This window comes from Microbacterium sp. UBA3394 (assembly GCF_002358725.1).
Taxonomy (GTDB): Bacteria; Actinomycetota; Actinomycetes; order Actinomycetales; family Microbacteriaceae; genus Microbacterium; species Microbacterium luteum.
In genome coordinates this window covers 11,246-22,494 of record NZ_DEPK01000048.1, presented here as the reverse complement: position 1 = coordinate 22,494, position 11,249 = coordinate 11,246, and the positions used below count along the sequence as shown (strand labels likewise).

Below are 11,249 nucleotides of genomic sequence, written 5' to 3'. Positions count from 1 at the left end.
CGCTTCTGGAAGAAGTACGCGACCTTCAGCGGCCGCGCGAGCCGCAGCGAGTTCTGGTGGTGGTACCTCGCGAACATCATCATCGTGACGGTGCTCTACATCATCACCGCGATCGGCGGCTTCGCCGGGGCGAGCATCGACTCGACCACCGGCGCGTCGGCGCCCGGTCCGCTGTTCGGTGTGGGGATCGCGCTGCTGGTGATCTGGTGGCTTGCGATCATCGTGCCGACCCTCGCCCTCTCATGGCGCCGTCTGCACGACACGAACCGTTCGGGCCTGTTCTGGTTCCTCGGCTTCATCCCGGTCGTCGGCGGCATCATCCTGCTGGTGCTGTTCGTGCTCGACAGCGACCCGGCCGGAGCGCGCTTCGACGCCTGATCCGCCAGATCCGTAACGCGGGCCCGTCACCTCGGTAGGTGACGGGCCCGCGTCGCGTGAGCGCTCAGCGCTCAGCGCTCAGCGTGCGGCGTACTCCTGGCCCGCCTGTGCGGCGTCGGCGGCGAACGATCCCTGCGTGATGGCCGTCGCGCCGCCGTCGACGGGGATGACCGCGCCGCTCATGAAGTCGGACATGTCGCTGGCGAGGAACGTGGCGACCTTGGCGATGTCATCGGGGGTGCCGGTGCGGCCGAGGGGCTGCGAGCCGGCGAGACGCTCGGCGAGAAAGTCGGTGAAGTCGTCGGCCTGCTCCAGCGGAACGCCGAAGGCGCGCGCCATGATCGGCGTCATGATGATTCCGGGGGCGATCGCATTCGAGCGGATGCCTGCCGGTGCCAGCTCCGCGGTCGCCTGCCGCACGATGCCGACGACCGCGTGCTTGGCCGTGGTGTAGCCGGCCGCCGACCAGCCGCCCTGCAGCGCCGCCGCGCTCGCGGTCGAGATGATCGATCCGCCCGTTCCCTGCGCCTGGAACTGCTTGGCTGCGAACTTGTGCCCGAGGATCACGCTGCGCGTGAGCAGGCCGAGCGTCTTGTCGAATCCCTCGGTTCCCACCTCGAGGATTGGCGACGGGTCGCCCTGCGCGCCGGCGTTGTTGTACATCACATCGAGCTTGCCGAACACCTCCACGGTGGTCGCGACGAGAGCCTCGAGTGCGGCCTCGTCGGTGACGTCGGTGTGCACGTAGATCGCCGCATCACCGAGCGCGTCGGCGAGGGCCTGCCCGGCCTCGTCCTGAATGTCGGCGATCGCGACCCGCGCACCCTCGGCGACGAAGCGCTCGACGCTCGCGCGGCCGATGCCGCTGGTTCCGCCGGTGACGATGGCGACCTTTCCTTCGAGAAGACCGGTCATGGGATACCTCCTTTGTCGTGGCCCATCGGGAAGACGCGTCGCCGATCGGGCCGTCTCGGCGACGAGAGAATTCATGAGCCGGGCGGGTTCGCCGTGAGCAGGCTCCCGTCGAAGGCGTCAACGAGGCGGAGGAAGGACTCCTCCGGATCGGCGCCGCGGATCACCATCTCCTCCAGCGCGATGCGCGTCGCGCTGGCGACGGCGGCCGACGCCGCCCGTGCTCGGACGTCATCGGTCTCGAGTCCCAGGCGCGGGGCGAGGAGCGGCGTGAGTGCGCGTTCGCCGTCGTGCACCTTCCGAAGGAAAACCGACCACATCTCGGGGTCGGCGAACACGAGGGGGAAGAGCAGCCGCGTCCGGGCGTCGTTAGTGCCGCCGAGCATTGCTCGCCACCCCTGCTGCAGGACCTCGCGCACCGGGGCGGCGGGGGGCGCGGTCGCGATGACGTCGTCGAAGGTGCGTGTCGTCCAGTCGAAGACGGGGGCGATGCTCTCGGCCTTGATCGCGAAGTAGCGGTAGAAGGTGCGCTCGGAGATGCCGATCTCGTTCGAGATCTCGGCGATCGTGAGTGCGGTGGTGCCGCGCTCGATGAAGAGTGCGCAACAGGCCTCGGATGCACGCAGGCGTGCGTCGGTCGACGCGGATGCCTGCGGTGCGGCCATACCGTCACCGTACCCGCCCCTGGCAGAAACTGCCAGGGGCGGGTACGTGGTCAGTCGTCGCCGCGGTCGCCGACCGTCGCTTCTTCGGCGGCATCCATCGCGGCGTCTCCCTCTTCCGGCGACTCCGAACCGGCGCCGCGGGTGCCCTCGTTCGGGCCGGGGGCGGCGCTGTCGTCGTCGTGTCGGTGCGTCGGATCTTCTGTGGCCATGGTGGCTGTTCCCCTTTCGTCATCTCCACTCAACGGGCTGCGCGGCGGTACGTGCAGGGGGTTGCGGATGCGGGGGAGACGTGATCGGTCGCCGCGCCGGCTCGAGCTCTAGGCTCGGCGCCGTGAGCGACATCCTGGGAGAACAGTTCGTGCTCGACGACGGGGTGGTGCGCGTACCTCGGGCGGTAGCCGAGCCCGCGGTATCCGGCGACAGTCGCATCGAAGCCGGGCGGTGTCCGAAGGTCATCGTTCACAACTCCTCAAGATCGCGCGCCAGCCCTACAGAATCGACGGCAAGAGCGCGCGGATGCAGCGGGCGTGAGGAGTTCTGAACGTGCAGCCGCGCTGAGCCCGGGTGCCCAGCCCTGCGCGAAGGCGGAGCTACCCCGCTGACCGGGAAACCACAACCCCCGGTCTGTGAACACGGTGCATGGGCACAGTAGAAGCATGCGATGCATCACCTACGCCGGCGAATCGGTCATGACCAGTGACGATGTCGCCGAGGTGCTTGTCACCCTCACGGCCGCGATCGCCAGCCACCGTGAGGCCGAGGCGGCCAGGATCCCGATCGTTCTCGAGGATGGGTCCGTCGCGCAGGCCGATCTCGTGATCGGGGTCGGCAACGACGTGCTGTCCGCTCCCATCGACTGGGACGGGGAGGAGCCCGACTTCTCGGAGGCGGCCGCGAACATGCGCCGCCACCGCCATTACCCCGACCAGGAGCGTGCTGGGGTCTCGTATGCGGCACCGCATGAAGAGATCGGCTGGGATCCCGACCTGGAGGGCTGGTCCGACTCCTGACGCGGATCTCGTCATGCGCGCCCGGCCCCGGTCGTAACGCCGGCGCAACACCGTCGGCGACGGCGCCGGGCATGATGGGATGATGCCCGAGCAGCCACCACCGCAACGCCCGGGCATCGCTGCGCCGCCGCACCGAACCGAGATCGCCGTGCCGCCGCGACCGCCGTTGCCGCCTGACCGGCGGCCGTCGCAGGAATCGCCGGCACCGCCCACGCACGACGCCCCGGCGACCGTCAGCGCGGCCCCGCGTGAGCGTTCGATAGCGGCGTGGATTCTTGGCGCCTACCTGGTCGCCCTCACTCTCATCGCCTTCTGGCCGTCGCCCGTGGATGCGGGCGCAGGCCCGCTCATCCGCCTCATCACCCGGGTCGTGCCGATGCTCACGTACGCCCGCCTCGAGTTCGGTGCGAACATCCTGCTGTTCGTCCCGCTCGGGGTGCTGCTGACGCTCATCTTGCGCGATCGCGCTCTCGTGCTGCCGATCGCGATCGTCCTGACGCTCGCGATCGAGAGCGTGCAGGGTGTTCTGCTCGATCGCCGCACGCCCAGCGAGCTCGACATGGTCGCCAACACTGCCGGCGCCTGCATCGGACTGCTCGCCGTCGCGGTGTGGCAGTGGTGGCGTCGTCGACCGGCGTCCTGAGACGTCGGCGCGCGGTCACCGACCGCGGGTCGGGATGCGCCGCTGACCGTCGGTGACGAGAGCGCGCACCGTGGCGATGATGCCGGCGGCGGAAAGCGTTCCGAACAGGGCCAGTATGAGCATGGTGTCGCCTCCTCGATGGCAGTGGACTGCTTGCATCGAGTAGACCTCATAATTGGACCGCCTGTCGCGATCCAATAGAGATCGCCTGGCCCGATCTGGCGTCCGGCCGAGCAACGGTTCCGCTGCGTGTCATGACGTGCCGTCCATCGCTCCGCAGTCACTTAGTGCGGGTGTGGGGGCGGGACGACCCGCAGGTTGTGACTGCGGAGCAGGAGGGGGCGCTGGATCGATCTGCGTCGTCTGCACAAGGCTCCTCCGGGGACGGTGCCGCTGGGGCCAGAATGTATCCATCCCGCAAAGACAGGACACGCCATGCCCGCACCTTCGCCCCACGACCGCGTCTGGGCGTCGTGGGTGCGCGGAGATGCGGCAGGCGCGATCACCGTCGCCCTGCAGCACGCGGCGGACGTTCGGATGCTGCGGGCGGCCTGCGCGATGGCGCTGCGCAGCCACCGGGTGGACCTGCTCATGTCTCACATCGATGACATCTCCGCGCTCGATGCGGGCGTGGAGCGCGACGGCGTGCTGGCGAGTGTGCTCGTGGGGGAGGGTCGCATCGACGAGGCGGCGTTGGTTGTGCTGGCGATCAGCCCCGACGAGATCGCCGCCACAGACGACCGCCCCATCGCGAGCGCGACATCGCTGCGCAGCGCGGCGATCGCCTACGTCGCACTCGGCGCGATCGCCTCCGGTGCGTGGGTGGTGGCAGCGCGGTGCCTCGCGGCGGTTCGCGCCCTTCTCGATGCCGAGTCGGCCGACGCTGACGATGAGATCGGGCGCTTCGACCTGCTCGGAATGGCGGCCATGGTCGAAGCTCACACCGGCACGGAGAACGAGGCCGTTGTCGCTCTCGAGTCCGCGCTGGCGCCATTGCGCAGCCGCAACCTCCTCTCCAGCGAACATGCCTTGGCGCTCATCGCCCTCGGTGACGTCAATCACCTGCACGGATCGCTCGAACGCGCCGCTGTCAATCTGTCCCGCGGCGCTCGCCTGACGGCCGCTTCGCGACCGGGCTTCATCAGCCATGCGCGTGTGCTGCTCGCGTTCATCCGGATTCGGCAGGGCCGATGGGCGGATGCCGCGGTCGAGGTGGAGCGCCTGGGTGAGCCGAACGAGACGATCGAACGGGACTGGATCCGCACCCAGATCCTCGCCGTGCGCGGATTGCTGCGGGTGGTGACGGGCGATCTGGATGCGGGCGCGGCCGACCTTCGCGAGGCGCGTGCGCTCGCCGAAACAACGCCGAGCAACCTTGCTGCGATGGTGATGCTGCATGCGCGCATCGTCGAGGCGGTCACCCGGGGAGATTGGGATGGGCTGCAGCACGCGCTGGACGACTCGGAGGAGCCCGGATACCGGCATCCGTATCGAGACGGGGAGTGGCGGGTTCTCACCTTGGTCGCCGCCTGGAACCGACGCAGCTTCGCCGATTTTCGCCGTCGCCTGACCGACTGGGCGCTGACCAGCGATGCGGTGGACGACCCGTACTACTGGGCATGTGCGAGCCTCGCGGCGGAGTTCGAGCAGCGTCATTCGGATGCGCTGGCGGCGGCGGAGCGCGCGCTGACCGTGCTCGGCCCCGCGCAGGACCCGATGGGTCAGGTGTGGGTGCTCATGGTGGTCGGCCGCTACTTCGTCCGGTACGGCGATGAGGGCTCACCGGATCCGGACCGCGCGCGGGAGGTGTGGGACCGCGTGATCGCTCAGCTACGGGGGCTCGGCGCGTTGGCGCTCGCCGAGCGGTGCGAACGCATCGTGGATCGGATGATGGCCCGGTTCGAACGGGAGCGCGCCGCGCATCCGCTTGCCTCGCTCACCCCCCAGCAGGTACGCATCGCCCGTGCGGTCGCTCAGGGGTACACCAGCGACGAGATCGCCGCGATCGAGTTCCTTTCCAAGCGCACGATCGACTACCACGTCACGAACATCGTCGTGCGGCTCGGGCTCTCGAGCCGCCGTGAGATCGCCCGCGTGATCGACGCAGCGGACTGACACGACGACTGTCATTCGATACGAGTGAGCCGGCGCGGCCGGATTCATAGACTTCACGCGACGGTACCCGACGGTCACTGACCAAGGACGCCCACAGGGGGCGGGCGACATCGTTGCGCGTGCGTCTCGGGTCAACGGCTGGGGGGCGACCCGAGACGCGTGCGCGCTCTCGGACGCGGTGCGTTGTGTCGCGTGGCGCGTGCATCGTGTGTCGCGCGCGTCGGGCATCGCGCGTCTCGCGTCGCGCATCGAGTGTCGCGTGTCGCGGGTCGCGTGTCGTGTGCATCGCATGTCGTGTGCACAACTCCTCAAGAACGCGCGGGTCGGCCGTCACCTCGCCGGATGCGCGGCCCGGTTCGCGCAAGTTTGAGGAGTTGTGAACACGTGGGCCCGGACACGCGCCGTCTAGCGGCGCGCGCCCCCGATCGACCCGCCGTCGGCAGCTGGGCGAACGCCCTCCGCATGCGGCTCCCGTCAGAGGGCTGCGAACAGCTGGCGGAGGGTCTCGTCGGGGCGGTCGCGGTGAGGGGAGTGGCCGGCGTTCTCGACGACCGACATCGTGATGTGCGGGTTGGTGCAGACCTCGGCGGCGAGATCTCCAGTGAAGATCGAGAAGACGGCGGGGTCGGCGCCGATGATATGGGTCGGGATGCGCAGGGCAGCAGCCGCGGCGCGCGCATCCCAGTCCGGGTTCTGGATGTCGGTCTCGGCGACCGCCCACCGGCTGACCTGGCGTGACGAGAGCGCTTTGAGCTCGAGGTCCTGCTCGTGCCACCGCGGATTGTTTCGGCGCACGTCGTCGACCGTCACGTCCATGAAGGCCTCGTCCTGGCTGGAGCGCACCGCGCCGCGCTCGCCGTCGGTGATCCGCAGGCCGGGGTCGATGAGTACGAGGCGGCGCGTCCAGGTGGGGTTGTCGGCGGCCGCGAGCGTGACCGCAGCCCCGCCGAGCGAATGACCGATCACGAGGTCCCACGGTTCATCGTCGTCGGGATGCGCGATCGCGACGTCTGCCGCATAGGCGGCGAGGGTGTAGTCGAGCGCTCGCGGCGCGGTGCCGTGGCCGCGCAGATCGACGGCGCTCGCCCTCCATCCGGCGTCGGCGAGGGCGACACCGAATCGCCACATGAGTGCTCCGTTGGAGCCGAGGCCGTGCACGAGCAATGCCCGCGCGGGGGCACGCGGATCTCCCCAGCTCAGGCGGGGGAGGGTGACAGGTGTGACCACGGCCTCATCCTAGGGCGTGCATCACGCGGGCCGGTGGGTGTGCAACTGCCGCCAGCCCCGCCGAGCGTTGCGTAGCAGGCGACGCGGTTCACGACTCCTCAAATCCGCGTCGGCCCGGAGGTCACAGCCGCTGCCAGGCAGCTGTCACGCCACGATTTGAGGAGTTGTGAACGCGAACGAGCCCGGCCAGGGCGCCCTTGCCGGCGAATACCCGGCGCGGCCGCGGTGGCGGTCGGGCCCGGGGTGGCGCGCCCGATACACTCCGGAACCGTGGAGCGCTCGCTGGTCGTCGATGCCCTCGGGCGCCGTGTGCGGATCGACGGTCATGCCTGCGACCGCGAGCAGTGGCAACTGGTCGAGCGGTGCTGGCGCGACGCGGTGGCCCCGCCGGGCCCGGCCGACGCGCACGTGCAGGCGGTGCCGACGGGCGAACCGAACAGTTGGCTCTCGGTCCTCGCCGGCGAGGTCACCCGCGTGGCGCTGCAGCTGAACCGAGGTCGGCTGTGGATGCTGCATGCCGCCGGCATCGCCGCCGAGGACGGGCGTGTGATCGCGCTCGTCGGCCCCTCGGGACGGGGCAAGACGACAGCTTGCCAGGCGGCGGGCGCGGCATTCGAGTACGTCTCCGACGAAGTCGTGGCCATCGATGCCGACGGGCGCGTGTGGGCGTACCGCAAGCCGCTTTCGGTCAAGGAGCCGGAGCGTGCCGCGAAGTCGCAATGGGCCCCGACCGACCTCGGGCTGAGAGTGCGAGAACGTCCACTTCGGCTCGGGCGCATCGTCGTCCTCGATCGGATCGACGGGGCAGCGTCGGCCGGGGGCACGCCGCGCGTCGAGGCGATGGATCTCGGCGACGCCTTGACCGACCTCGTGGCGCAGTCGAGCTTCCTCGCCGACCTTCCTGCGCCGTTGCGCACGATCGCGTCGCACGTGGCGGCGACCGCCGGCGTCGTGCGCGCGACCTACGCCGATGCCCGCGAGCTCAGCGACGTGTGGGGTGAAGTCCTCCCGGCGGCGACAGCGACAGGGGCCGCGGTCGGCGCCGCACCAGCCGGTACGAAACTCGTCGAACCGCCCCTCGTGGCGGCACCCCCGCCTGAGGTGGCTCCGGAGCCGTACGCGCGCTCGCCTCACCTCGATGCGGTCGGCCTCTCCTCTCCCGACCGCATCGCGGTGCTCCGGCGCGACGACGACACCGACGGCGAGGACGCCGGCGGTGAGGCTGTCGTCCATGTTCTCGCGGGGGTCGCCCCGACGCTCTGGCGGCACGCGTCCGGGGCGTCCATGGAGACGCTGCGCGCCAGCGCCGTCGGTCTGCACGGCACGCCCCCGTCGGACGATGCTGCGACTCTCGTCGCATCGGCCGTGAGAGAGCTCGAGGAGGCGGGGCTGCTGCAGCGTGGGGCCGCGCACTGGGCTGTGGCGCCGGATGTGTCGTGGACCGGAGCAGACGACGTCGTCGCCTGCTCGCTGCGGGACGACCGCGCCCCCGTCGCTCTGCAAGGTTCGGCGGCAGTCATCTGGCGTGCGCTCGCCGAGGGTGGGACGGAGGCGGAGATCTGCGAACGCGTGATCTCCGTGTCGCAGCCGACGAGTGATGACGTGCCCGCGCAGGTCTCAGCGTTCCTCCGCGACCTGCTCACGCGAGGGTTGGCGTCCGTCGATGGAGGGATGCGACACCGCCCATCCGAGCGCACGGGAGAGTGACCGGGCGCTGCGTCCCCAGCGCCGCACGCGGGCGAGCATGATGTCGGCCCAACGGTCGCGGACGCCGGGACGATGGCGCAGCATGTCCTCGCGGCTCGGCCAGATGGCCCGCCACATGACGCGCAGGCGATCGAGGCCTCGGGCGCGCCGCCAGGCGGTCCACCACAGCAGCGCCGGCGTCTGCGCGCCGCGCACCTTGTCGCGCCAGTCGTCGAGCCCGGGCGCCGACCGCTCCTGCGCTGAAGGCACGATGTCGACCCCCCACGCGCGCAGCTCCGTCTCGAGCGTCACCGCGCATCCCGTGGCGTGCGCGAGAAAGACGAGGTCGTCGCGCTGCGTTCCCGTGAGCGGTGACTGCCGCAGATGCGCCAGGTCGCGCTGGTGACGCGGATTCTGCGGACCGCCCCGCAACGCGTGAAGAGCGGTGATCAGCCGATTCGCCGCGGCATCGGGCACCTGACAGACCCGGTGTGCGAACGCCTCCTCGGCGCGACGATGCCATAGCAGGTCGAAGACGGTGAGCGGGTCGGCGAGGAATCCGGGGAAGTAGCGGTGCACGTCCGTCGAGTGCGGCCAGTCCGGGTGTCTCAGCGTGCGCGAATGGAGGGTGAAGCGAGCGCTCGCGAAGGTGTCGGGGAACTGCTGCCAGCCCGCCTTCTCGATGAGCGCAAGGAACGCTTCGAAGCGGTCCGGGCTCACCAGCACGTCGACGTCGCCGGAAGCATGCGCGGGCCGTACCCCCTGCCGGGCGAGTGTCGGTCCCTTCAGCAGCAGCACGCGGATGCCGTTCCGTTCGGCGATCCCCTGCATCCATGCGTGGCCGAGATCGATCGCGTCGGCCAGATCGATCGGAACGGGGCGGGCGTCCACGCGCGTCACCGCCGACGGTCAGGTTCCGGGCCGCATGACGGCGGTGTCGACGCGCGACGTGCGCTCAGCCTCGAGCGCCCGGCGGTAGCCGCGCATGATGAGCGCCCGCCGCAGCAGCCGTGTCGCGGCATCCTGCAGTCGCCAGGCGTGCAGGGCCCCGCTCATCCGGTACGCGCCGACGACCGCTGCCTGAAGCGCGCCCCCTCGGTCGTGATCGGCGATCCGCCGCTGAATCGCGCCGAGCACGCGCGAGTACGACCGGGGGATCGTCACCATCGGCGTGAGCTGGCCGGGGCGCTCTCCCCATCGGCGCTCGAGGTCGGCGACCGCCTGTCCGCGCACCTCGCATTCCCTCATGTATGCGGTGATGCCGCGGGCATGGTGGTGCGCGGCGATCGCACGATCGTCGAAGACCGCGGTGGCCCCCACGCGTGCCAGGCGTATGCCGAGATCGAGATCCTCGTTGTACTCCAGACGCTCCGAAGCCCTGAACGACTCCACCGCGAGATACAGCGATCGGGGGAGAGAGACGTTCCCACCCCACAGGGAGCCGAGGATGGTGTCGGAGTCGCCGCGCCGCCACCCGGCGACCTGCGCATCGTAGTCGCGCGCGTAGAGATAGGTCGGGGCCTGGTCGGACCCGCGTCGGGTCGGCAGGGAGACGGGCATGTAGCCCTGCAGCACCCGCGCGCCGCCCTCGGCGTGGAATCGACGATGGCGGGCGACCAGCCCCGGGCCGGGGATCACGTCGTCGTCCACGGCGAGCACCACGTCTCCGCGGGCGCGCTCGAGCCCGGCGATGCGGGCGCGGGCGAGTCCGACGTTCTCGGTCAGCTGCACGATCTCGAGGGCGTCGTCGCCGAGCGGGAGCTCATCGCGCCAGCCCTCGTGCGGACCGTCGAGCACGACGACGATCTGATCGGCGCCCTGGCCGCGGTACTCGTGGATGAGTGGCGGAAGGCGGTGCAGCCGCCGGTACGACGGCAGCACCACCGTGACGGTCGGCGCGTTCCCGTTCCCGTTCACGCGACCGGACGACCGGGGTCGGGGAGGCCGGTCATGAGCTCGTACATGCGCCCGACGGTCTGCTCGACATCGGCGGTCGTGGACATGTTTGCGCCGATGAACAGCCGGCCGTTGTACATGATGCCCGCGGCGGCGAGGCTGTCCGTTCCGAGGCTCGCCGGGAACGGCGCGACATCGAGGATCCTCGCCCCCGCGAAGAAGCGCGGCCGGGAGACCCAGGGCAGCAGCGTGCTGTAGCCGATCGGAAATCCGGGCGCCGGCGGGTAGGGCTTGTCGTCGTCGCGCTCTTCGACCTGACGATGGATCGCGCGCACGGTCGCGGACAGATCGGCGTCGGCATCGCCGGAGACCGACATGTCGCGTACGTGGTTGCGGATGTGCGACGCGGCCGACGAGTGGAACGACACCGGGAACCGCAGACTCACCACGCGCTGCTCGCCCGGCCACGCTCCCACCATGGCCGCGGCCTGAAGATCGCTGAGGGTGCCGCCGTGCTCCCGGGCGCGGCGACCGGCGAGCCCGGCATCGAGCGCGCGATACGCCGAGTGGCGCGGAGGCAGTGCCGCGCGGCGCGCGGCCTCGCCGCCTCGCCCATAGCGCAGCGGCAGCAGCAGTCGCGCCCCGACCCGACGGATCCGCCGCAACACCGGGCGGCTCCAGTAGGAGCGCCACGCTGCGCCGAGCGAACCCTCGCGG

At 70.5% G+C, this 11,249-nt stretch carries 13 protein-coding genes; 6 read left to right on the top strand and 7 right to left on the bottom strand.

The window, feature by feature from the left end; all coding sequences use genetic code 11:
• Positions 1–378: DUF805 domain-containing protein (locus B4E30_RS02530; protein WP_286793343.1), on the top strand; the 378-nt coding region annotated here is incomplete at its 5' end.
• A gap of 78 nt (positions 379–456) precedes the next feature.
• Here B4E30_RS02530 and B4E30_RS02525 read toward each other — a convergent pair.
• The 3 genes from B4E30_RS02525 to B4E30_RS02515 all read right to left on the bottom strand — a co-directional run bounded on the left by B4E30_RS02525 (position 457) and on the right by B4E30_RS02515 (position 2,164).
• Complete coding sequence (locus B4E30_RS02525; protein ID WP_286793342.1) at positions 457–1,293, bottom strand: SDR family NAD(P)-dependent oxidoreductase; 837 nt, start codon at positions 1,291–1,293, stop codon at positions 457–459.
• 71 nt (positions 1,294–1,364) lie between these two features.
• Positions 1,365–1,955 carry a TetR/AcrR family transcriptional regulator gene (locus B4E30_RS02520; RefSeq protein WP_286793341.1) on the bottom strand — a complete coding sequence of 197 codons (591 nt, stop codon included), beginning with the start codon at positions 1,953–1,955 and terminating at the stop codon, positions 1,365–1,367.
• A gap of 50 nt (positions 1,956–2,005) precedes the next feature.
• Complete coding sequence (locus B4E30_RS02515) at positions 2,006–2,164, bottom strand: hypothetical protein (protein ID WP_286793340.1); 159 nt, start codon at positions 2,162–2,164, stop codon at positions 2,006–2,008.
• A gap of 122 nt (positions 2,165–2,286) precedes the next feature.
• Here B4E30_RS02515 and B4E30_RS02510 point away from each other — a divergent pair, with 122 nt between their 5' ends.
• The 4 genes from B4E30_RS02510 to B4E30_RS02495 all read left to right on the top strand — a co-directional run bounded on the left by B4E30_RS02510 (position 2,287) and on the right by B4E30_RS02495 (position 5,723).
• Positions 2,287–2,496 carry a hypothetical protein gene (locus B4E30_RS02510; RefSeq protein ID WP_286793339.1) on the top strand — a complete coding sequence of 70 codons (210 nt, stop codon included), beginning with the start codon at positions 2,287–2,289 and terminating at the stop codon, positions 2,494–2,496.
• Positions 2,497–2,611: 115 nt separating this feature from the next.
• On the top strand, positions 2,612–2,965 hold the full coding sequence (locus tag B4E30_RS02505) for a hypothetical protein (protein ID WP_286793338.1): 354 nt from the start codon (positions 2,612–2,614) through the stop codon (positions 2,963–2,965).
• Positions 2,966–3,044: 79 nt separating this feature from the next.
• Positions 3,045–3,608, top strand: a complete 564-nt coding sequence (locus tag B4E30_RS02500) for a VanZ family protein (protein WP_286793337.1) — start codon at positions 3,045–3,047, stop codon at positions 3,606–3,608.
• 435 nt (positions 3,609–4,043) lie between these two features.
• Positions 4,044–5,723, top strand: a complete 1,680-nt coding sequence (locus B4E30_RS02495) for a helix-turn-helix transcriptional regulator (RefSeq protein ID WP_286793336.1) — start codon at positions 4,044–4,046, stop codon at positions 5,721–5,723.
• A gap of 474 nt (positions 5,724–6,197) precedes the next feature.
• Here the strand turns inward: B4E30_RS02495 and B4E30_RS02490 are convergent, their stop codons facing one another.
• Positions 6,198–6,950 (bottom strand): alpha/beta fold hydrolase, encoded by a 753-nt coding sequence (locus tag B4E30_RS02490; RefSeq protein WP_194383762.1) that lies wholly within the window; start codon positions 6,948–6,950, stop codon positions 6,198–6,200.
• Positions 6,951–7,220: 270 nt separating this feature from the next.
• Between B4E30_RS02490 and B4E30_RS02485 the strand changes: the two genes are divergently transcribed.
• Positions 7,221–8,657, top strand: a complete 1,437-nt coding sequence (locus B4E30_RS02485; protein ID WP_194383761.1) for a PqqD family peptide modification chaperone — start codon at positions 7,221–7,223, stop codon at positions 8,655–8,657.
• On the opposite strand, the gene B4E30_RS02480 is transcribed toward B4E30_RS02485, so the two are convergent.
• From B4E30_RS02480 to B4E30_RS02470, 3 genes are all read right to left on the bottom strand, one after another.
• A complete protein-coding gene (locus B4E30_RS02480; protein WP_286793335.1) occupies positions 8,568–9,527 on the bottom strand; it encodes a nucleotidyltransferase family protein in 960 nt (319 codons plus the stop codon). The two genes, B4E30_RS02485 and B4E30_RS02480, sit on opposite strands and share 90 nt — an antisense overlap.
• A gap of 18 nt (positions 9,528–9,545) precedes the next feature.
• On the bottom strand, positions 9,546–10,553 hold the full coding sequence (locus B4E30_RS02475; protein ID WP_286793334.1) for a glycosyltransferase: 1,008 nt from the start codon (positions 10,551–10,553) through the stop codon (positions 9,546–9,548).
• Positions 10,550–11,249: hypothetical protein (locus tag B4E30_RS02470; RefSeq protein ID WP_286793333.1), on the bottom strand; the 700-nt coding region annotated here is incomplete at its 5' end. The genes B4E30_RS02470 and B4E30_RS02475, both read right to left, overlap by 4 nt.